Source organism: Streptomyces sp. NPDC017979, assembly GCF_044328175.1.
Lineage (GTDB): Bacteria > Actinomycetota > Actinomycetes > Streptomycetales > Streptomycetaceae > Streptomyces.
Genome location: NZ_JBIRGU010000007.1, coordinates 66,838 through 89,589, shown reverse-complemented (window position 1 = coordinate 89,589; position 22,752 = coordinate 66,838). Strand labels below are relative to the sequence as shown.

The following is a 22,752-nucleotide window of genomic DNA, read 5'->3' as shown; positions in this document are numbered from 1 at the left end:
GGCGCAGCACGCCGAAGGACCGGGCCCGCTGCAGCGTCAGAGGTCCCGCTCGATCTCGCCCCCCGTGTCGAGCAACTCGACCAGGGCGGCGCGCAGTTCGTCCGCGGAGAGCAGTCGGGCCACCGGGGCGGAGGAACTGAGGAACAACACCCCTCGCTCCTCGGGCAGTCGGTCGAGCAGGGCCGGCACCGGCATCACCCGGTGCGGCGGCAGCCGGTCCGCGTCCGGCCCGGGCACGGGCGAGAAGACCGGCACGGCGGGTGTGCCACCGGGTGCCTCGGTCACCGCCGGGGCGCCCGCGGCGTCCACGCAGACCGCGACCTCGCCGTCGGCGATCGCCAGGGCGAGCAGGTCCTCGGACGCGTAGCCGGTGGCCACCAGGCGCACCGCGGCGTCGGCCGGGTCGACCGGCGGGGCCCAACCGTAGGCGTCGGGCGAGGGACGGTAGCCGGGGTTCTCCTCCCACTCGACGATCTCGCCGCGGGCGTCGCTGCGCCAACGGCCCGGTACGGCCCACCGCGGCGGCGGCTCGCCGACGTCGCCCTCCCAGTGCCGGTCGATCAGCGACAGCCAGTGCCCGGGGGCGAGCCGGGCGGCGGAAACGTACTCCTCCGGGGGCTCGTGGAAGGCCGGGTGACCGCGCGGAACGGGCCCGGTCGGCCCCGCCGTGCCGTTCGCCGTCCGGGCGGGATCCAGGGGGGCCGGGGACGCTGGGCCATCGACGGGCCCGGCCCCGGCGGCTGAGGGGGTGTCGTTCATGGGTTCCTCGGGAGGGTGCGGGGTCGATGGTCCAGTGTCCGCTCCGCGCCGGGCAGTTCGGGCCGCCCGAGGAGCCAGCGGTCACCGTCGTGGAGCAGGAGCACGGACGGCGGTGCGGAGACAGGGGTCCCACCCCCTCCGGGCACCCCGACGAAGACGACGGTGTCGACGGCTCCGGCCTCCGCCACCGCGGCCGTCACGTCGAGGGTGCGCGCGGCGGCGGCCAGCAACGGCAGCAGCGGCAACTCGGCGCCGGGTCCGCCGAGGGCGGGGTCGGCCAGCAGCAGCCGCAGCCGTACGGCGGGAGCTACGGTGACGTCGGTGGCCGGGAGCAGGTTGCCGAGCAGGGTGCCCTGGGTGCGCTGGACGTCGGTGAGGACGTGACCCGCGTCCTCCAAAAGCGACAGGGACACCGTCGCCGACCGGTCCAGCGACGGGACTTGGGCATCGGTGAGATCGGTGAGTCGGTCGTCGTCGAGTGCGCCTGCGAGCCAGCTGCGGAAGGCGGCGCTCCGCTCGGGCTCCGCCGTCGGCAGCAGATCGGCCAGCGACGGGTGGTCGCCGAAGGCGGCGAGCACGATGGCTTCGTTGGCGCCGCCGGGGCCCGAAGACACCGGGAGCAGGGCGTGCGGGACGCCGTCCAGGACGGCGCCGCCGTCGCCGGTGCGCTGCAACGTCCCTGGAGCGGTGTCAGGTGCGACGGGTCCGCCGTCAGGTGCCTGCTCCTTGGACGCGGTGAGGTCTGGGGCAGCGAAGACGGGGCCGTACGGCATCCGTGCAACGAAGGCGTCGGTGTCGTCGTGGACCGGGAGGTCGGACGCCGGGAGGTCGGACGCCGGGAGGTCGGACGCCGGGAGGTCGGACGCGAACAGGGCGACTTCGCGTTGTGTCGCGCCGGACCGGCCGCGTTCGCCGGTGGTCCAGCGGCCTGGACCCTTGGTCGTCGGGTCCAGCATCAGCAGGACCGTACGCGGTGCGTCCTCCGCGCCGGCCAGCATCATCGGCCCGGCGGCGGCGTGCGCGGTGCGACCGGTGCGCTCGGCGAACCGCTGCGCGAACCCGGCGGGCAGCGCGCCCGGGCCGGTGGTGAAGAACACCGCGGGGACGCGCAGCGGCAGGTCGCGCAGCATCGGGTCGAGGACGAGCAGGGCCAGGAACTCGCCCTCGGTGAGGGACGCCTGCGTCCCGTCCGGTAGCTGGAGGTCGATCTGTCCGGGCTGGTCGACGTGGACCAGGTAGACGCGGGGGTAGGGCAGCCCGGGGCCGGACCAAGGGGCCTGCGACGGTTGGAGGGAGGTGCCGGCCGGACCCGGCACGATCTGCCGCGGCGCGTGCCAGAGGACGCCGTGCGGGGCCCGGGCGCCACTCCAGTTGATGCCGCCCGCGGGGGACTGCGGCCCGGTGGCCCACTGGGCCGCGGCGCCGAACGCTCCGCCGTCCAGCAGGCGGTAGGCCGTCAGCACCTCCGGGTCGGCGATGTCCAGCCCCCGTGCCGCGGCGCGAGCGGTCAGCGCCCAGAGCTCCTGGCGACGGTCGCGGTCCCACGGGACGTGAGGCGCAAGGCGCAGGATCCGACGGCCCAGGGCCTCTCGGTGGTCCTTGGGCGGGGCGACGAACAGCCGGTCGGCGGCGCGGGCACAGGCCCACAGGGTCGACGCCCACTGTTGCGGGGTGGGCGTCGCGCCGGGCCGCACGTTCTGGACGTAACGCAGCATGGCGTCGCCCTGTTCGGCCAACATCTCGAAGGTGGCGTCGAGGACGCGGGAGGGCACCGCGGTGCCGAGTTCGGCCTTCGGGTCGGCGGCGAGGACGGCACGGGCGTGGTCGAGCAGCGCGGTCCGCCCCGCCCGGTCGGCGGGGCGCCCGGAGCGCTGCTCGGCGTAGAAGTCCCACAGGTCCAGGCGGAACGGGGTGGTCGCCTTGAGCCTCTCGTCGTTGGCGCGCAACCGTTCCAGCGCGGTGATGCCCTGCCACAACTCGGAGTCGTGGACGGGGTCCTCCGTGCCGCCGCCGTACTCCCGGCGCAGCGCCCGCACCAGGCGCAGGGTGGTGCGCCGGGTCTCCTCCGACACCGGCTCCGGGCCGGTGTGCAGCCCGCCCGAGCGGGCCAGCGCGTCGAGTTCGAGGAAGTTCGGCTCGGGGAGGAACAGCACCCGAGCACCGAGGACGCCGCCGGCCGAGGCGAGCAGGAGGCGTTCTTGGCCGTTGAGGCCGGTCGGGCGGGTGGCGGCGTCCACCTCCCGGCGGGTGACGTTGGCCAGGAGCTGGCCCAGCGGCACGTCGTCCAGCGGGTCGTCCAGGTGCGGCGCCTCCGCGTGCAGGAACGGATAGGACTGGTCCGAGTCGCCGTCCGTGGCGCTCCAGCAGACCTCCAGGTGGATGCGGCCACCGCGGGACAGGTTGCGCACCTCGTGCAGTCCGCTGAGGTAGCGGACGGCCTCCAACTTGCCGAGCCAGTACGTGCGGCCGTCCTTCAGCGCCACATGAAGGCGGCCGGGTTCGCCGTGGCCCGCGTAGACGAAGACGGCCGACGGCGGCGGGCTGATCGGCTCCTCGCTGCCGTCTTGGACGCGACCGGCGGCGGGCGTGAGATGGACCAGCTTGCGCAGATGGCGGAAGCGGCGGAAGCGTTCCTCGTTGCGGCGGGCCTGCGGGGTGCGGGGCACGGAGGTGCGGCCGAGCTGTCGGTCCCGGTCGTCCGTGAACGGCCGGGCGTCGATCTCGCTCTCCCGCAGCAGAGCGCCGTCGACGGAGGTGAACTCCCGGTCCTCGTCGGACGGCGCCGGCAGCGCGGGGTCGGCGGGTAGCCAGGAGCCGACGGCCGCGCCCGGGACGCGGTCGGCCAGGGCCGGCACGTGGCGGTCGCCGTCGGGCACCATCCTGGTGTCGCCGCTGGTGCCCCACACCACCCGGCCCAGCCGGTGCGCGAGGGTCCGCAGCAGCCTCTGGTCGCCGTCGCCGCCGTAGGGCAGTACCAGCAGCACGGGCACATCGGCCGGGAGTCCGGCCAGTTCGGGGTCGGCGGCGAGCAGGTCGGCGAGGGCGTCGGGGCCGAAGACGCGGCCGTCGGGCAGCCACGCCTGTCCGGCGCCGCCGGGCGCGGCGACGACGTAGGCGTTCTCGGGCCAGGGCGCGGGTCGGGTGGAGACCTCGGACGGCTCGCCCGGATGGATCCGTACGGTGCGGATCGAGGTGAGGTCCGGGTCCTTGACGGGCCTGCCCGTGAGGTTGCGGCCCCGCGCCTCGCCCGCGGCGTTGCGGATCACCGTCTCGGGCGCGAGCAACGGGTCCTTGGCACCGGTGAAGCCGCCTGTCAGCGGCCGGGCGGCCAGGGCGAGGGGTATTGCCGGGGGTGCCGCCGTCGGAGCGGACGCGGGTGGCGCGAAGAGGTCCACGGCCCGCTCGGTGTCCCCGCCCGGCTCGGTGTGCTGGACCCGAGCGTCGGGCGGCGTCGACAGCCAGGTGCTCGGGGCGTGATGACGGGGAGTCGGCGACGACCCGGAGAGCTCCGGCAACTCGATTCCGGTCCGACCGGCCGCCGCGGCCAGCAGCACCGGCAGACCCACCGGTGGCGCCGGCTCGACCGGCCCGCCGCCGGTGGACTCGGCCGCGATCGACTGCCGTAGCTCCCGCCACGTCAGCAGACCGGTGACGCCCCGGTTCGCACGGTCCTGCTCCAGCGCCTGGAAGCCGCGCAGCAGCGTGAACAGGACGCTTCGGTCGTCCTCCACGTGCGGTCCGTAGATCAGCCGCACCGCCCGCAGATGGCCCAGCACCTGCGGGGCACGGGCGGCATCGCCCGCCACCTCGGCCGCGAGCCGGGCCAGCGCGGATGCGGTCGGCTCGGGCCGGAAGCCGGCCCAGTCGTCGTCCTCGGCGAGTTGGAAGCGCGCCGGCGCGTCCGCGTCGGGACCGACGAGCACGGGCTCGTAGCCGCCCGCCGTCGCCCACGCCCAACGGCCCAGGCCGTTGGCGACCGCCTGGCCGGGCAACGGTTGGAGCAACGGGTCGTACGGCGCTGGGCCGGCGAGGTCGGTGGAGGGGAAGAGCACCGGGCGCCCGGGCGGAAGGTCGGCGAGTTCGGGGGCGGCGGCGAGCAGCAGGTCGACGAGGCCGTACGGGTCGAGCAGCACGGGTGCCTCGCGGTCGACGGCGGGCGCGAAGCCGGAGGCGTCGCCGCGCAGCCCCACCAGGAAGGGCTCGGTGAACGGCAGCGGCTCCGGGGTGCTTTCGACCGGAGTCGGGCCGGGGCGCACCCGGGTGAAGCTGTCGGTGCCCGGCAGCAGCCCGTACGTCTGGCGGTGGGACTCCTGCCGCTCGGTCTGCGGCCGGGACGAGAGGCCGATCAGACCGCCCTGGGAGCCCTGGTGCCGGAGCAGGGCGAAGGTCTCGAAGGGGACCTCGGTGCCGTCGGCTGCGACGATCACCGGGGCGGGCACGGCAGCGGAGTGGACTTCGGTGACCGCGGCCGCGGTGGTGGGCGCAGTGCTCGGGCCGGGGGAGGGCGACAGGGCCGGCGACGGCGGGCCTTCGAGCACCTGGCCCGACGGGTCGACCACCACCGCCCGCGCCGCGGCGGCTGCGACCGAAGGCGGCTGCGAGGACAGCATCCGGCGCGCGGGCGCCGACAGGTCGAGCCACCCCACGCCCTCGTCGCCGAGGTGGTAGGCCGCCCAGATGCGCCCCGTCGCACCGTCCGGGCTGCGGGTGACGACGAACGCGACGGTACCGGGCCCGGCGGTGGTGACCGCTTCGGCCAACGACCGCCAGGAGGGCACGCGGCGCCAGCCCGGGCCCGGCGCGATGCTCCCGTCGGGGTCGTCGTCCAGGGTGATCGCCGGGTGGGCCCCGCCCGGGCGCAGGTCGGCGCCCAGTGCGTCGAGGAGCCGCAGGCAGTCCTCCAGGGACAGGTCCCCCGCGGTGTACCGGGCGGTGGTCCGTCGGGCGATGCGCAGCAGCGCGGCGCGGTCGTGGGGACGGAGGCGCGGTGCGGCCGGCTGCGGCTCTGGATCGACGGTGACGTCGGCGAGCGGCACCGGGCCGGGGCGCTGCGGGCGGGCGGGAGCGCTGCGGGCGCCCGGCACGGCAGGCGGCGCGGCGGACAGCGAGCCGAGCAACGACCCCGAGGCGCCGGTGCCTTCCGCGCGGCGCAGCCCGTCCAGGGCACCGGTGCGCCGGGCCAGGGCGTGCAGGGCGTCGGTCTGCTGCGCTGCCCGGGCGGGCTGGTCGGCGCGCAGGGCGCGCAGGGTCAGGTCCACGTCGTTCAGCCGGACGCGGTGGGCGTCGCGGGCGCGGGTGCGTTCGGCGACGGCTTCTGCGGCGGCCTTCTGCACTCGGGCGGCCTCGGCCACCGTGGCTTCGCCCTCGTGCCGCTGGCGCTCCTGCTCCGCACGGGCCACGCCGAGGGCGCGTACGGCCTCCGCACGGGCGGTGTGCGCGGCGGACACGGCGGTCTCGCGGCCCCGGCCTCGGGCGGCCAACTCCTGCCAGGCACGGTGGGTGCTGCCGACTCGTGCGTGCAGTTCGGCGGTCGGGCCGACGTCGGGGCCCTCAGGTCCGGCGCTGCGCGCCTCGGCCTCCGCCTGCTGCCACACCGCCCGGGCCCGGTCGATCTGCTCCTGCGTCGGCATCGCCTCCGCGGTGCGCACGGCGGCCTCGGCCCGGGCGTGCGCCGCTGCCGCCTCGCGTACGGCCCGGGCGGTGGTCCGCCGTGCGGTGTCGGCGGCCAGGACCGCGTCGCGGTGGGATCCTTGCGCGCCCTCGTGCGCGGTGCGGGCGGCGGCGAGTTCGGCCTCCGCGTCGCGCAGCGCATCCGTGGCGACCGCCGACTCCGCGGCGTACTCCTGCGCCAGGGCTGCGGACTGCTCCTGGGCGTCCACCGCGGCGTCAAAGGCCGTGGCGGCCTCCTGCCAGGCGCGCCAGGCGGCACGGGTGCCCGGCGTGGCGTCGACCGGGGCGCCGTCCGCGGCGAACGGCCAGAGCCGGGGGCCGTCGGCCGTACGCACCGCGAACTCCACCGGGCGGCCCGCGAGCACGGCGGTGCGGGAGGCGGCGTACACGGCGTGCGCCAGCCGCCCGCCGTCGACGTCGTCGCCGAGGTTGAGCCACAGCCGGGCGGACGGGTCCTCGGGGTCGAGCCCGGCGGCCAGCGCGGCCGGTAGGTCGGTGAGCGGGTGTCGGGCCCAGTCGCGCAGGTCGTCCGCGGCCTGCCCGGCGAGCAGCGCGGGCACGTCGTAGGCCCGGTCGACGGGGCGGGCGGGCAGCACGCCGAAGCCGATCAGGTCGTACTCCCACAGGTGGACGTCGGCGGTGCCGGTGACCCAGCGGGTCCCCTTCGGCCCGTGGACGGTGAAGACGGCGTCCACCGACGTCGTGTGGGTGCGCGTGCCGATCCGGTCGACGGGGGCCGTGGAGCGGGCGGTGCGATGCCGGTTCAGCCGGGTGCCGGTGGCGCTGCCGCCGGACCCGGAGGCGTGCGCCTGCTGGGCGACGAGCGGCACCACGAACGCGAGGAAGTACCGGTTGCCGGAGTCCAGGGCGTGGGTGCTCTGGTAGGTCAGAGCGGCGGATTCGGCCGCGGACCCGGTGGTCGTGCTCCCCGCGCCCTCGCGACGGACCCGGTCCATGGCGATGTCGGCGCTGCCGGTGACCGGGCGCGGATCGTACAACGCGACGGAGAGGGTGGGTGGTTGCGTCGGGGAGGCCAGTGGCGCCCGGCCCGGAACGCGCGGGGTGAGACCGGCGGCGGTACGGGGCGCGTCGATGCCGAGCTGCCCGGTCTGCACCAGCTCGCCGATCCGGGCGGCGTTGGCCTCGGCGGAGGCCGCGGCGGACAGCCCCCAGGAGGCAGCGGATTGCGGCGCGACCGCGAGGAGCGCTCGCACCAACTCATCGGAGCCGTCGAAGTGGAAGACCGGGGTGGGGCCCGTGGGCGCCAGCGGGGGCGAGTCGAACGCCGACGCCGGCGGGACGGGGCCGGCGTTCGGACGCGGCACCAGGGGATCGGCGGTGTGCAGTGCGGGCGGCAGCGGGGCGCGCCCCGGTCGCGGCGGCACCGACTGCGCCCCGGCGAACCGGACGACGGCGGCTGCGGGCACCGAGACGCTGGTGCCGGGGCGGCCCGCCAGCAGTCGCCGCATCCACGTGGTGACCCTTTCGGCCACCCCGCCCTCCAGGCCGCGCAACGACAGCAGCCCGGCCTGGAACACCCCGCCCGGCACGTTGGCGGGCCACTCGACGATCAACTGGGACCGCACCGTGGCGGTGATGACGTAGTCCACGTCGAAGTCGCCGACGGTGTCGGTGCGGGTCCACAGCCGGTCCTCGCCGGTGCGGTCGTTGCGCACGGTGCCCACCCGTTGGCGGGTGAGGGCGACGACGGCCCCTTCGCGGTCGGTCTGCCCGTTGGCCGAGGGCCGTGGGTAGCGGGCGACGGGGGCCACCGTGGTCTGGTGGGTACGGGTGACGGTGTGGGTGGCCGACTGATTGAGCGGCGCGTGGCTCTGCACCTGTTCCAGCCCGGCGGTCCCGACGGGCCGGCCGCGCAGTTCGCGCAACCCCGGCGTCTGCTGCACGGGCTCCGCGACCAGCACGATCTCGACCAGGCGGGCACCGCCGTACCCGAAGTGCAAGAACTGGGCGTCCTGCCCGGCCCGTCCGCGGCCGGGCAGGGTCCGCAGCGCCGACGGCTCGGTCAAGCGGGCGATCTCGGCGGCGACGCCGTCCCGGTACGAGGAGTGCCCCGGGCCGGTGATGCCGTACGCCTCGTGCTCCACCAGCCGCGACAACTCGGCGCCCAGCCGGTCGCGCTGCTCCCTGCGGTGCCGTACGTCGTCGAGTTGGGTGAGCGACAGCACGCTGCCGAAGGTGAGGGTGCGGGTGCGGGCGAAGGCGTCCGGCGGCGGGAGGCTCGGCGCGGGCAGCGCCGGGAGCGTCACCCCGGGGAAGGCGTAGAACCGGGTGTACCGCAGGAGGACCGGCTCCGGCGCGAGGATGGCCATCGCGCGGGGCACGTCGACGGCGACCACGACCGGCGCCGACGCGCCGAGGCCCACGGTGTTGCCGAAGACGTTGCGCACGCCGCGGCGAACGGTGAGCAGCAGGGTGATGTCGGTGGCGATCAGGTGGTGGACGCCGGTGTGGATGTGGACCCGGGAGACCTTGGTGCTCGCGGTGTGGGCGTCGATCGAGTCGTTGCGGTGGCTGTAGGCGTGGCGCAGGCTCGGGTTGAACTGGGCGGCCGGCTTCGCCGGTTTGGCCGGCGCGTTCTGCAGGCCGGTGACGGCGCCCGTGAACTGGTGGGTCTTCGCCACGCCGTGCTGGTCGACGGCCAAGACGGTGGAGAGCTCGGACTGCTCGCTGTAGAAGACGGGGCTCCCCAGGTGCCGGGGGTGGTGGAGATAGCCCTCGATCCTCACCTGGAGGACGTCGTCGGCCGCCATCCCGGGCAGGGTGAGCGCGTCCAGGACGTAGTGTCCGGCGAAGATCTGGTGGGCCCGGGTGGTCAGTTGGCCGGGCCGGATGCCGATGTGCTGGGTCTCGGTGGCGAGGGTGCCGGCGTCCTGGCGGTCGGCGCCGAGCGCGGCGACGGAGAGCCGTTTGTAGGCGGCGCTGCCCCAGTGGTGGGAGGTCTCGGTGACCCGGGACAGCGGGGGGCCCAGCACTTCGGTGGCCAGGGCGGTGGCCCGGTTGACGGGGCCCAACACCCCGGTGGGGACGGCCTGGCGGGCCAGTTCGCGGGTGCGGCGCGCGCCCTGGCCGAGCGTCTCGCCGGTGCTGGACAGGGCGGTGCCGGCGGACCGTACGGCGCGGGTCAGGGGCCCGGGCAGGGCGTGGCCGGGATGGGTCTTGGCGAAGACCTGGGTGAGGGCGTCCATGATGGCGGCGGTGGCGCGGACGCTGTCCACCACCATGCCGTCGGCCAGCGGGACCACGTCGGGCAGCGGGCGCCCGGTCGCGTCGACGATGCCGAGCCGCCTGAAGTCGTCGTCGTCCGAACCGTCGGTGACCGGTCGGCGCACGACGTGCCCGGCGCTGGCCGCCGGCGTCTCGGTGGCGGGCCGGGTGAGGAAGTGCCGTACGAAGAGCGAGACGGTGCCGGGGGCACCGCGCGGGGCGGGCGGCCCGAGCGACACCATGGCGATCGCTTCGCCGGCCCCGTCGGGCGCGGGCGGGGGCGGGGGCGAGTCGGCCCTGTCGTCGTCCGTGGTCCCGGTGCCGTCGTCGGCGAGGCCGTCGGCGAACCGGATCAGGGGGGTGTCACCGGAGCCCTCGTACAGGTCGAGTTCGAAGAGGGCGGGCACATCGAAGGCGTCGCCGCCCTCCTGGGTCTCCAACAGGAGGTGCTCCTCGCCCGTGACGTCGCCGACGGAGACCGCGTTGGAGTCCTGCACGCTGCCGGTCCACTCCGGCCCGAAGGTCACCGTGCCCTTGCCGCCGGCGACGGGGACGCTGACGTTGAAGCCGAATCCGAGGGAGCCGGTCAGCGCGGTGCCGCGCTGCCGCTTGCCACCGGCCTCGAAGCCGCTGAAGCCGAGCGGGTGGGCGTCGGGCAGTCGGCGGGTGTGCTCGGTGGGGCGGCGGGTGTCCCGTCGCGCGGAGAGCCGCAGTTGCACCCGGCGGGTGGGCCCGACGGCGGCCGGCTGCTCGAAGAAGAGCGGGTGCCCGCCGTCGACCGCGTTCTGCATCGCCATGGCGCGGCCGAGTCGGGTCCGCAGGTCCCCGAGCCTTCGCAGGTTGGCCAATTGGGCGCGGCGCAGCCGCTCGTTCCGGGGCACCGGCAGACGGCCGCCGGTGGGCCGCTGCGCGGGCGGCAGGAAGCCCTCGGAGCGCAGCCACCTCTCGGCGTCGTCCAGCATGGCGTCGAGGCCGGGGCTGGCGACGCGGAACGGCAGGTCCGCGTAGCCGATGCTCGCCAGGTGCTCCAGGCGGTCGATCAGGGTCCGCACCTCGGCCCCCTGCGGGCGGTGCCCCGTCAGGGCGTCGCGGGGAGGCACCAGCAGGCGCAGGCCGTCGGTCCAGGGGCCGAAGACGGCGCGTTCCCGTCCGCCGTCCGCCAGGTGCAGGACGAGTTCGTAGGTGACGGTCGCGGGGGTGAGCAGTTGGCCGCCGGTGGTGAAGCCACCGTGTTGCTGGGTCGACGTCGCGGTGCCGATGAAGCTCTCGTCGACCTTCCAGGCGCCGCCGCCGCGGAACTGAGGGCCGATGCCGACGCCGGTGCCGGCGGTGCGCTCGCTGGAGTCGTCACCGGTGAAGGTGGGACCCCCCACGACGTCCAGCCCGAGGCCGCTGCTGACGTGGGCCGACTGCTCCACGCTGGTGCCGCGGGCCAGGTAGTTCTCCAGGGCCAGCTTGTTGTCGGGGCTGCGCAGCAGGGGCTGTTGCGGATCGATGTGCGCGATGAGTTGGAGCACGCCGACGGCGTTGTCGTCGGCGTCGCCGAGGACCGGGGAGTAGACGTCGCCCTCGGTCTGCTGGAGCGCGCTGCCGCGCAGGTTCCGTTCCGAGAGGAAGTCCGTCAGGGCTTGGAGGGAGTACGGGCCCAGGGTGCGCAGCGAGGGGAGGTCCCGGTGGGCGAGGGCTTCGACGTGCAGGCGGCGCGGTTCGCCCACGCTCTCCGCGCCCCACAGCGGCAGGTCGTCCAGCGGGCCCGGCGCGGGCAGGTCGGCCGGGTCGGTGTCGTCGCCGACGGCCCGGTGCTCGGGGAACCAGCCGGTGAGCGTCCCGTGCGACCGGGGGCGCTGCCAGCGGCCGGAGCCGTCGTTCGGTGCGTCCACCCGCACCTGCCACAGCCCGTCGAGGTCGAGCGGGCGCGCCGGTTCCTTCGCGTTGTGCTTGGTGGTGACGTGGAAGGTCTCGCCGACGGTGACGCTCTGCGTGAGCTGATTGTGGGTGAGGCTGGGGGTGACGGTGACATCGCCCGAGCGCACGGGACCGGCGGCGATCGACCGGGTCATCGACCAGGGCAGCGCGATCGTCCGGTAGGTACCGGAGCTCTCGACGGCGGTGAACCCCTGGGCGCCTTCGCCGCGCCGCTCCACCTGGGTGTCCGGCGGGATCTGCGCCCCCGAGCCGTAGTAGCGCGGCGAGTGGCGGACGTCGCGGTGGGCGAGCCGGACGTCGACCGTGCGCGTCCGGCCCCCGTACCGCACGGTGATCCGGTGGCCCAGGGTCCCGCGCAGCTCGGGACGGTGCCTTTCGACGGCCTCGGCGGACAGTTGGTCGGCGAGTTGGTCGCGCACGGCCGCTGCGTCCGCAGTGCCGTCGCGCACGCCGAGGGCGTCGGCGATCTGCCGGTACAGGCCGTCGAGGACGGTCTGCTGCGTGGGCTCGAAGAGCACGAGCCCGACGTGGCCGTCGTGCCGGGCGCCGTAGGAGCGGGCGTAGGCGGACAGTTCGGGGAGTTCGGTCGGCGCCGGGGCGGCGGACGTGCCGCGCCGGACGGGGGAGGGCGGAGCGGCCGGGGGGCGGGTGCCGGTGGCGGTGCGCCACAGGGCGCGCGCCTTCTCGTACCTCTTCTTGCCGCCCGTCGCCGGCGCCGGCACGTCCGGGTGGGGCTGCGGGCGGTGGCTGCCGGTGGCGGCGTGCCACAGGGCCCGCACCCCGTCGTACTTCTTGTGCTTGCGGTCGCCCGGGACGGGCGTCGAATCGCTCGGACGCTCCTGCGGAGCGTGGCTGTCGGCGGGCTCGCCCCACAGGGTGCGGGCGTGCGCCAGCGACTCCTTCTCGGTCCGCGTGGCGTGGACCGGGTTGACCGGAGAGGGGCGCCCCGGGCCGGGGCCGTACAACCGGCGCATCAGGGGGTAGAGGTCGGGCTGGTTCTCCTTCACCCACTGAGGGCCGCCGTTGTTGCGGGGCAGTCCGGTGTACACGTCGGTGCCGCCGTTGGCCCGCAGGTACACGTTGGTGAGCTGGGCGAAGAACTCGAACTCGTTGAGACTGCTGTAGTTGGGCCTGCTGCGTTCGCCGTCCTCGTCGTACGAGTACAGCGCGCCGTCCGGCCAGGCCCCGTCCTCGCCCAACCGGTCGGTGGCGTCGAAGGCGTCGAGGATCAGCTGACGGTCGGCGGCGTCCAGGCCGTGCTGGTGGACAGTGTGGGCGACCTCGTGGAGGGTGGTGGAGTAGCCGTCGTCGTAGGGCTCCTCGTCGCCGACCGTGGTGTCCTCGCCGAGCAGGTTCTCCTCGGTGACCGCGGCGCTGTGCAGGCCCGCGCCCCGCACGTCGTCCCAGAGCCGGCCGTCCTCGGTCCGCTCGCCCTTCAGGTGCTTGAAGGCGTCCAGGGACGTCATGGACTCGTCCCGGGGCACCACCACGACCCGTGAGCCGCCCTTGACCAGCCGGGCCGTCACCTCGGGGTCGTGCAGCAGTCGGGCGACCTCGGTCCGGGCGGTCTCGCGGGCGGAGACCGGCTGTTGGGAGCCGGGCGGCACCTGGACCATCAGATGGGCCGCGACCGAGGCGAAGTCGGCGGGGGTGAGCGCGTCCCGTACCGCGTTCACCAGGGCGGGCCCGCCTGCCAGCCGTTCACGCAGGTCCGGCGTCAGGTCGTCGACTGCGTGGATGATTTCGGCCGTGGACATGCCCGGCAGCCGGGTGGCGAGCGCGCGCACCGGGTCGGCGACGACGTCCGGCCTGGTGCGCAGTTCGTCGGCGAGCGCGACCAACTCGGCCCGCAGCCGGGGCAGATCGGCCTCGTCGACCCCGAGCTCCGTCCAGACCTGCTCGTGTCCGGCCAGGGCGTCGGGGTCCAGGGCCGCGTCCAGCACTTCGCTGAGCTGTACGGAGAAGGCGGGGGCGGCACCGGGGAGCGCGGTGGCGAGGTAGGCGTCCGCCCCGGCCCGGACGAGTGCGGCGGCCCGGGGCCCGTCGGCGTGGGTGCCACCGAGCGCCCACAGCAGGTCCAGGAGCTCCTGCCCGCGCAGGGCACGGTCGGACCCGGTGGCCACGGCGAGGGCGGCGTCGACGACGGATCCGGCCGGTGCGGGCAGGGTGAACCCGTCGATCCTGACGGTCTCGGCGGGCGTACTTCCGGTGGCGATCCGGACCGTGACGCCGTCCACCGCGAGGGAGACGGCCTTGCTGCCGTCAGGGCTCGGCAGGGCGATGACCCGCGCATCGGGCAGGGTCCGCTCCAGTGCCCGGCGGATGCTGTCGACCGTGGGCAGATCGGTCGAGTCGAGCTGGAAGTCCACGGCGTTCAGCGGACGGGGACTGTCGAACTGGACAACGGCGCGCGCGGCACCGGCCAGCACCGCCGGACGGCCGAGGCCGTGCAGGGCGAGGGCGACGTGCTGCCCGACCTCCAGCACGGGGTCGGGGTGGGGCTCGAAGTCCGGGCCCGACGACTGCGTGGGTGCGGCGAGAGGGGGGTACATTCCGGTGCGCGCGGCCGAGGCACGGGTGCGGCGGTCGCCGTCGGGAGCCGGGGCGGCGGGGATTTCGGCGTCGAGGTCCGGGTCGCTGACGCTTCCGTCGCCCAGCAGGGCGCGGGCTTGGGCCAGCCCATCGTTGAGGGCCTGGGTGGTGTCGACCGGGTTGAGCCTCAGGGAACGCTCGGGACCGGGGCCGTACAACCGCTCCATCAGCGGGTACAGCGTGGGGTGCTGCTCCTTCACCCACTGCGGGCCGCCGTTGTTGCGGGGGGCCTTGGTGACCGGGTCGTTGCCCGTGTTGGCCCGGAAGTAGACGTTGGTGAGCTGCGCGAAGAACTCGAACTGGTTCAAGCTGCTGTAGTTGGGACCCAGCCGCTTGCCCGTCTCCTTGTCGTACGCGTACAGCACGCCGTCGGGCCAGGCGCCCTTCTCGCCCAACTTCTTCGTGGCGTCGAAGACCCGGTTGATCCGTTCGAGGTCGCCGTAGCCCAGGCCCACCCGGTGGACGATGTGGGACACCTCGTGGAGCGTGGCCGAGTAGCCGTCGGGCAGGCTCTGCACGGTGCCGATCGACGTGAGCTCGCCGAGCAGGTTCTCCTCGCTGATGGCCGCGTGGAGGGTGGCCACGCCGCGCATCGTGTGGAAGCACCGGCCGTCGGAACTGACCTGGTCCTTCAGGTCGTGGAAGGCGTCCAGGGAGGTCACGGCCTGGTCCCGGGGCACCACCACGGCGCGCGAGCCGAGCTTCACCAGCCGGGCCGTGACGTCGGGGTCCTGGAACAGTCGACTGACCTGCTTGCGCGCACTCTCGCGGGCGGAGACCGGCTGGTGGACTCCCGCCGGCACCTGGATGATCAGGTCGGCCGCGACCGAGGCGAAGTCGGCCGCTGGCAGCGCAGCGCGCAGCGCGTTCACCAAGGTCGGGTCGCCGGCCAACCGTTCGCGTTCGTCCGGGGTGAGCCCGGCGAGCTTGCGGGTGATCCGGTCGTGCGACATGCCGGGCAGCCGGGCGGCGAGGGAGCGGATCGGATCGGCGCCGACCTCGGGCAGGGCGCGCAGCTCGTCGGCGAGCGTCACCAACTCGTGCGTCAGCCGCGGCTCGTCGTCCTCGGACGCTTCGTTGTCGGCCCAGAGCCCCTCGTGCTGGTGCAGGGCGTCGGGGTTCAGGGCGGTGTCGAGGACTTCGCTGAGCCGTACGGAGAGGACGGGGGCGGCCCCGGGAGGTGCGGCGGCACGGTAGGCGTCCTGCCGGGCCCGGACGAGCGCGGCGGCGCGGGGCCCGTCGGCGGGGGAGCGGCTGAGTGCCCACAACAGGTCGAAGAGGGCTTCTTCGCGCCGGGTCCGGTCCGGTGCGGTGGCCAGAGCGAGGGCCATGTCGGCGAGGGAGTCGTCGGGTGCGGGCAGGGTGAAGCCGGGGGCCGTGGTGTAGCCGGCGGACGGAGTGCCGACGGTGATCCGGATCTCGACGTCGTTCACCGTCAGGACGACGGTCCCCGCACGGTCCTGCGCGGGCACGGTGACGACCGCCGGCCCGGACAGCGGTGCCAGCTTCCGGTGGATCTCCTCGGCCGTCGGCAACTCGGCCCCGAGCAGTTCGAAGTCCACGTGCAGCAGCGGGCGGGGGTTGGCGAACTGCACCCGGCTGCGCGCGTCGCCGGCCAGCACCACCGGTAGTCCGAGCCCGTACAGCAGCCTGCCGACGCCGGATCCGACCTGAAGCATGTAGTCGGGAGGGTGCCGGTGGATCAGTCCCTGCGGCTGCGGCTGTCCAGTGCGCGGGGCGGTCGCGGCGACGGAGGGGTGCTCGTCATCGGACTCGACGTCGCTGTCGTCGTCCGATGACGTCTCCTCGCTGTCGGAATCGGCCTCGGACGGCAGCCCCAGGGCGGTGACGAGCGGACGTGGAACGTCCAGGCCCGTCGTGACTGGACGGACGGGCGGCTCGGAGTCGGTCGAGAGCGGCTGAACCGGACCGAGATCGGGGCCCTTGGACTCCAAGGACGGACGGACGACGGCAGGCACGGTGGCGGAGTCGGTATCGGCCTGAGTGACGTCGGTCTGCGCATCATCGGTCAGCGTGGTGTCGGTGCGCACGACGTCGGTGACGGACTCCGCGGTCCGCAGCGCCTCCGGAGTGACCAGCGGACCGGTCGCCGGGTCGGCGGTGGGGGTGAGGCCCGCCCTGGTCAGCAGTTGGCGCAGGACGGTGACGGCGTTGTCGGCCCGACGGCGTTCGCGATCGGCGGGTGCGAGCGCGGGGTCGTCGCCGTACAGCCGGATGTGCTGCCCGTCGGAGGGCGCGGGCTGCGCCGTCGCGGAGAACTCGACCGCTTCGGCGGCGCCCGGATCGATCACCACGGAGAGGTCGACGTGGAGTTGGTCACCGGAGTTCGGCAGCAGCAGGCCCTGGTTGACCTCGGTGTCGAGCAGGACGCGCACCCGCTCCCGTAGGTCGTCGAGGTCGACTCCGTCGAGCCCGGGGCCCGGGCGGACGGGGACGTCCAGGGTGAAGGAGCGCACCCAACGGCCGTCGTCGGCCTGGACGCGTCGCACTTCGGTGTCGACGGTGCTGGACTCGCCGCTCCGTACCGGCGCGTCGGCCCCTTCCGTTCCGCCTGTCCTGTCCGTCGCGTCCGTCCCGTCGTCTTCCGGCGCGACCGGCACTTCGGTACGTACGACGGTGACCGGCGCCGCGTCCTGGCGGGGCCGCCACTGCTCGGACCGGATCGGATCGGGGGTCTGCGACGGGACGCCGGGGGGCGCGGTGACCGCAGGCGTGACGTCGTCCTGCGCGGGGCTCTCCTGAGAGGAGTCCTCTGGCGTCCGCGACGACGACGACGGCGAAGGCGTGACGGAGGACGGCGGGTTGGCGGTGCGATCGATCACGGAAGGGGAGACCGGGGCCGTGACGGGCGTCGTGGTGGTGCCGGGGACGGGGGTGGCCAGTGACGGTGAGGGGGAGGAGGTGTCGAGGAGCGGCGGGGGGAGTGGGCTGGGGGAGTTGATGACGAGCGTCGTGTCACGGACGCCGTTCCCGCCGGTGGGGACGTGCGGGGACGTGCTGCCGGGCAGCGGGTCGACCCCGCCGGTCGGCAGGTTGTACGGCGGGACGTCGACCGGCGCCGGAGGGTTGGAGACCAGCGTCGGGTCGACCACCGGCGGCGCGGTGTGCACCGGGACGTACGGCGGCGGAGGCGGTGGCAGGACGCGGTCGGGCGTGGGGGACGACGCGGGACCGTCGGACGACGTGGTGGTGACGGTGTTCGGCGTGGGCGGCGAAGTCCTCGGGGGGTCGACGACGACGTCGCCGCCCCCGCCACCGAGGACGGTGTGCGGGCCGGGCGGCGGGTTGTACGTGGCGAACACGTTCCGGCCGTCGAAGAACTTCTTGTTCAGGTCCTTCGTGATGTGGTCCAGGGCGCCGCTGAGGATCATCTCCGTGACGGCGCTGACGCTGCCGCCCGCCATCGACAGCAGGTCGAACTTCCAGCGCCCGTCGAAGAGGCCGTTGACCAGGAACTCGGCGAAGCCTTCGCTCGGGCCCTCGCTGGCCGCGTTGCGGAAGACGTTCCCGCCGAAAACGGCCCACTTGTTGTCGCCGAAGTTCTTGAACTGGTTCTTGAAGATGTCGCCGATGTACTTGGAGATGACGTCGCCGAAGAACCCGGCGAGACCGCCCACCACGAACGCCTTGAGGATGTCGCGGCCGTCGATGCCGTCCGGGCGGCGCTTGCCGTCGTTGAGGGCGATCATCGCCAGCCGCACCGCGAGGGTGGTCAGCGCCTCCTGCACCGCCTCGCTCAACGCGGGCAGCAGATGGGACTGGTTGAGCAGGCGCTGCATGATGGTGAGGACGGCCACCGTGGTGCGCGCCTTGGCGGTGGCGGTCTGGGTGAACGACAGACCGCCGGTGAAGACCGAGAGCGCCGCGATGATCGCCAGTTCGGCCAGCAGGATCAGGGCCTCGGCGATGATCTCGTACTTGGACTCCATGATCTTCTGGGACTGCTTCACCCGGTTGCCGGAGACCTGACGGATCTGGTCCGCCAGGTCGCCGAGGACGTCCGAGCCGCCCATGCCCGTCAGGGGAGCCAGCGCCTCCTTGAAGCTCGCCGCCACCTGCGGCGGCAGCGCACCGTCCACCTTGCCCAACAGGTCGATGAGCTCACCGCGCAGCGCGAGGACCTGCCCCGCCTTGTCGTCGTACGGGGTGGCGCTGGAGAACGCCATGTCCGACGACGCCTGCAACGGCAACTCGCCGAGCAGGACGAAGAGGATCCAGCGGGCCTCTTCCGGGAACTCGATGCTGTCGGGGATCAACGGTCAGTGCTTTCCGCCGCCCGAGCCGCCGCCCTCGCCCACCGAGCCCAGCTGTCCCTTGAGCTCACCGATGCCGTCCAGGTTCTCGGACTGGGTGGACTTGATCTTCCGCAGCGCCAGGAAGTGGCCCTCGGTGGAGGCGTCGAAGCCGTCGGCGACCAGGTTCAGACCGTCTTGGACGTACTCGAACTCGCGCTCCGCCTGCGGACGCATCTCCTGCGCGTACTCGTCGTCGATTCCGGGCCACATCGAGGTCGACGCCACCTCGCCCGGGAACTCGTTGGCGACCTGCTTGAACCGCCTGGCCAGCGCGCGGGTTTCGGCGATGAACGCCGACAGCTTGGCGGGGTCCCCCTCGAAGTGCGAACCGTATCCGTAGCTCATCGCTGCCCCTTCCTCCGGTCCTCGGGACGGGCCGCGGGCCCGCCCTCATCGCCGTCCTCGGTGATCTCGTCACGCAGTCGGTCGCTGGCGCCGCGGCCCGCTCCGCCCCGCTCCACGGTCTCCAGCAGCGGCCCGAAGACGTTGCCCCAGTCGACGCCGGAGCCCTCGATGTGCGGCCGGTCGCCGACCGTCTCGGAGAGCGGCTGGAAGACGTCCAGCACCGTACGGGCCATCTCCGCCTGCCCCTGCCGGGCGGCCTCGATGACCGCCGCGGCGAGCTGGGCGGACCCCATGGTGCGGTACTTGCCGTCGAGGAAGCGCAGGTCGGTCAGATGGCCTTGGGAGTTGACGGTGACCTCCACGCTGCGGTCCCGGGACCGCACGGTGACGCTGGAGCTGCGCAGTTGCTGCTCGGCGACGGCGACGGCCTGTCGGGTCTGCTCCAACCGGGCCACCGCCTTGGCCAGCCGCTCCTGGATCGGTTCGTTCATCCCTGGTCTCCCCTGGTACTGGTCTTCGAGGCGGTCAGCGTCCGATGACCGCGGGGGCGCCACCCTCGTCCGTGCCCCACACGTCCTCGTCCTCCTCCACCCAGGACGCCCGCTCGCGGTCCTGGCTCTCGGTCTGCTGACCGCCGCCACCGCCCATCGGCGGCATGTACGGCATGCCCCCGGACGCCGTGGCGAGGGAGCCCCGGTTGGCGACCGAGACCTCGTCCTGGCCCCGGCCGCCCGCGGAGCGGCGGGTGGTGACGGCCTGGCCGTCGTCGACCGTGCCGCGCACCCGCTCGCCCTCGGCGCCACCGGTGGACGAGCCGTTGATGCGCGTGCCCATGGGGAGCATCGGCATCCCCGCACCGGCGCCGTTGCCGGCGCCCAGACCGCGGTCCGACCCGCCGCCGGGGGAGTCCAGGGACCGGTCGTACAACTCCTCCTCGTAACCGGCGCCGGAGTAGTCGGGCGAGTACAGGGAACCGCCGCCCGATGCGCCCGCGCCGCCGGACGTCCCGCCGCCGAGTCCGGTGGGAAGGGTCTCGCCCGGATCGATGGGGGAGCTGATCGTGGTCCCGTCGGGCTGGCTGGTGGTGAGCGTCCCCCGGTCGGGGTCGAGGACGCTGCGCGAGCCGTCGGGCAGGGTGGTGGTGAGGCTGCCGTCCTCGCCGAGCCGGGTGACGCTGCCGTCGGCGTTGGTGATCGAGTCGCCCGGACGCAGGTGGTCGGAGACGGTGGAGCCGTCGGGCAGGGTGGTGACCACTTCGCCGCCGGACGGGTCGATGGTGCGGGACGACCCGTCGGGGTGGTCCAAGGTGACCGTGCCGTCCGGGTTGAGCGTGGTGGTGCCGGACTCGCCGCCGATCCGGGAGCCGTCGGGGTGGCGCAGACCGTCGGGGATCGGAGCGTCCTGCGAACCGGGGGAGCCGGAACCGGAGTCCAGCCCGTCGAGCCCGAGGTCCCGCATCTGCCGCTCGGCCCGCTCCTCGGCCTCCTTCTCCTTCTGCTCCTGCTTCGCCTCCTGCTCGGCCCGCCGCTCCTCGGCCTTGCGCTCCTGCTCCTCCTGCTTCGCCTCGGCCTCTGCCTGCCGTTCCTCGGCCCGCTGCTCGGCTTCGGCCTGCTTGGCTTCGGCCTCGCGCTCCTTCTCCTCCTGCTTGGCCTGGTACTCGGACTCCGTCTGGATCCGCCGTTGCTCGGCCTCTTCCTGCTTGGCTTCTTGTTCGGCTTCCTTCTCGGCCTGCTTGCGTTCGGCTTCGGCTTGTTTGGCTTCGGCTTCCCGCTCCTTCTCTTCCTGCTTGGCTTCTTGTTCGGCTTCCTTCTCGGCCTGCTTGCGCTCCGCCTCGGCTTGTTTGGCTTCGGCCTCGCGCTCCTTCTCTTCCTGCTTGGCCTCCTGCTCGGCCTCCTTCTGCTCCTGCCGGGCTTCGGCCTCCTCCTGCTTCGCCTCCTGCTCCTTGCGCTGCCGCTCCTGCTCCGCACGGGTCTGATTCATCAACAGGACCTGCCGGTCCTGGGCCTCCTGCTGCAACCTCTCCTGCTTGGCCTCCTGCTCCGCCTGTTTGGCCTCGGCCTCCTTCTCCTTCTGCTCCTGCTTCGCCTCCTGCTCGGCCTGCTTCTGCTCGGCGCGTTGCTCGGCCTCTTCCTGCTTGGCTTCTTGTTCGGCTTCCTTCTCGGCCTGCTTGCGCTCCGCCTCGGCTTGCTTTGCCTCGGCCTCGCGCTCCTTCTCTTCCTGCTTGCGTTCGACTTCGGCTTGCTTCGCCTCGGCTTCCCGCTCCTTCTCCTCCTGCTTGGCGTCCAGCTCCGCCTGCCTCTTGGCAGCGCGCTCCTCGGCCTCCCGCTGCCTCTGCTCGGCACGGGCCTCGGCCTCCCGCTGCCTGCGCTCGGCCTCCTCCTGAGCCCGGCGCGCCCTCTCCTCCGCCTCCCGCTGCTTGCGTTCGGCCTCCTCCTGAGCCAGCCGCATCTTCTCTTCCAACTCGCGCTGCTTGCGCTCGGCCTCGGCCTTCGCCGCCGCGGCGGCCGCCGCCGCATCGGCCTTCGCCTTCGCCGCATCGGCCCGGTCCCGGGCGGCCTGGTCCTTGGCGAGCTGGTTGCTCAGGCTGATCGTCTCGGTGGTGATCTTCTCGGGGAACTTCTGGTCGTTGAGGGAGTTCTCGACGTCGATCAGGGCCTGCTTGCCGGCGGCGGACAGGACGTCCTGCACGGACTTCTGCCAGCGCCGGATCGCCTCCTCGCCGATCTTCTTCCAGGTCTCCTTCTCCTCCAACATCCCGTACGGGCTGACCGCACCGGAGAAGCCGTCGTACTTGACGTAGTGGTAACCGCCGGTGCTCATGCCGCGGGCGCCGTAGGTCGCCTTGAAGCGGACCTTCTTGATGTTGTTGTGCCAGATGTGGTCGGTGACGTCCAACAGCACGTCATGGAGCCAGCGCAGCGGGTTGCCGGTCAGGAGCTGCCAGGTGTCCCACTTGCCGTGGAGCTTGTCGGCGGCGTTCTTGACGTCCCGCTGGAAGCGGCGCAGGTCGTTGCCGTAGGTGGAGTTGACGGTCCCGGAGACGGGGAACTGCTCGCTGTAGGACTCGTAGGTGCGCACCAGGGCGTGGATGAGGTCCTTGAAGACCCCGGCTGCCTGCCCCTTCCAGGCCGCCTCCTGCTTGCCGAGGTCGAACTCCCAGTCCTTCAGCTCCCTGGTGCGGGCGGCGAAGAACTGCGCCACCCGGTCGAACGCCTGGGCGTTGCGGGCGAAGGACTCCAGGTCCACCGCGTCCGCGTCCTTCACCGGGAGGTCGTTCCAACTGAAGTGCAGGGTGCTGCCGTAGTTCAGCAACTGCTCCAGGGCCTTGCCGCCGCCGTAGCTGTACTGGGCCAGCGCCTTGTTGCTCCAGGTCGTGTCCTTGCTCTGCCCCTGGAAGTCCTTGCCGAGCCCGCTCTTGAACTCGCCCCCGAGCACCACGCCGCCGGCGGGCGCGTCGTCGGTGCCAGCGGTGCCGAGGAGGGTGATGCGGGCCTTCTTCATCTTGACCTTGGTGCCCGTCGGGGCCTCCGCGATCGGCCCGCTCTTGCCCGAGTAGAACGGGACCACGAAGTCGGTGTTCTCCACCCGCCAGCCGGAGTTCTCGCTGCGCCAGCTCAGGTCGTTCACGGCGTCGAGCACCGCGTTGGAGGGCTCCCCGTCGTGGTCGGAGAACTCCACCCGCATCAGCGGGATCTTGTCGTTGCCCACCAGGGAACCGAACAGGAGCTCTCGCTTGGGCATGACGTACCCGGTGAGCACCTGCACGGCGGTGTGCCAGTAGTCATCGACGGAGTCTGCGGGGTAGACGACGTTCTCGGCCACGAGGGGACTCTCCGGGCGTTGGGGCGGAACGGGGCGGGCGGGCGGGTGCGACGCGGCGAGCCGCGCCGGCGTCGAGGGCGGTGACGGGGTGACGAGC

5 protein-coding genes are annotated in these 22,752 nt (G+C 73.7%); all 5 read right to left on the bottom strand.

What is annotated here, in order from left to right:
* Positions 1-36: 36 nt before the first annotated feature.
* The 5 genes from ACH4E8_RS19840 to ACH4E8_RS19820 are packed head-to-tail and all read right to left on the bottom strand — an operon-like array spanning position 37 to position 22,655.
* Positions 37-759 carry a type VII secretion system-associated protein gene (locus ACH4E8_RS19840; RefSeq protein ID WP_398449887.1) on the bottom strand — a complete coding sequence of 241 codons (723 nt, stop codon included), beginning with the start codon at positions 757-759 and terminating at the stop codon, positions 37-39.
* Positions 756-18,449 (bottom strand): lonely Cys domain-containing protein, encoded by a 17,694-nt coding sequence (locus ACH4E8_RS19835; protein WP_398449885.1) that lies wholly within the window; start codon positions 18,447-18,449, stop codon positions 756-758. The genes ACH4E8_RS19840 and ACH4E8_RS19835 overlap by 4 nt, the downstream gene beginning before the upstream one ends.
* 3 nt (positions 18,450-18,452) lie before the next feature.
* Positions 18,453-18,833, bottom strand: a complete 381-nt coding sequence (locus ACH4E8_RS19830; RefSeq protein ID WP_398449883.1) for a hypothetical protein — start codon at positions 18,831-18,833, stop codon at positions 18,453-18,455.
* The gene (locus ACH4E8_RS19825; protein WP_398449881.1) at positions 18,830-19,324 is read right to left on the bottom strand and encodes a YbaB/EbfC family nucleoid-associated protein; all 495 of its coding nucleotides are present in this window, start codon (positions 19,322-19,324) and stop codon (positions 18,830-18,832) included. Before ACH4E8_RS19825 ends, ACH4E8_RS19830 begins: the two co-directional genes overlap by 4 nt.
* Positions 19,325-19,358: 34 nt before the next feature.
* Positions 19,359-22,655 carry an AAWKG family protein gene (locus ACH4E8_RS19820; protein ID WP_398449879.1) on the bottom strand — a complete coding sequence of 1,099 codons (3,297 nt, stop codon included), beginning with the start codon at positions 22,653-22,655 and terminating at the stop codon, positions 19,359-19,361.
* Between the last annotated feature and the right edge of the window lie 97 nt (positions 22,656-22,752).